This is a genomic window from Streptomyces sp. SP18BB07 (assembly GCF_036322545.1).
In the GTDB taxonomy this organism is placed as follows: domain Bacteria; phylum Actinomycetota; class Actinomycetes; order Streptomycetales; family Streptomycetaceae; genus Streptomyces; species Streptomyces deccanensis.
On record NZ_JAQYWT010000336.1, the window covers coordinates 1 to 250 of the forward strand.

The following is a 250-nucleotide window of genomic DNA, read 5'->3' on the forward strand; positions in this document are numbered from 1 at the left end:
CGAACTGCTCCGCGATGACCAGGGGAGCGTGGTTGGGGAGCAGCTCGCCGCCCGAGCCGAGGCGGATGCGGGTGGTGTGGGCGGCGAGGTGGGCGAGGATCTCGGCCGGGGAGGAGGAGGCCACGCCGGGCCTGGAGTGGTGTTCGGCCACCCAGTAGCGGTGGAAACCGCGTTGGTCGGTCTGGCGGGCGAGGGTGACGCTGGTGCGCAGGGCGTCCACGCGGTGGGCGGCCTCGCCGATGTCGGTGTG

Annotated in this window: 1 protein-coding gene; it reads right to left on the reverse strand. The window is 73.6% G+C overall.

Translation table 11 applies throughout. From position 1 onward, the window contains the following. Positions 1–250, reverse strand: a 250-nt coding sequence (locus PUR53_RS27115) for an LLM class flavin-dependent oxidoreductase (protein ID WP_329909936.1), incomplete at both ends; no start/stop codon positions are given.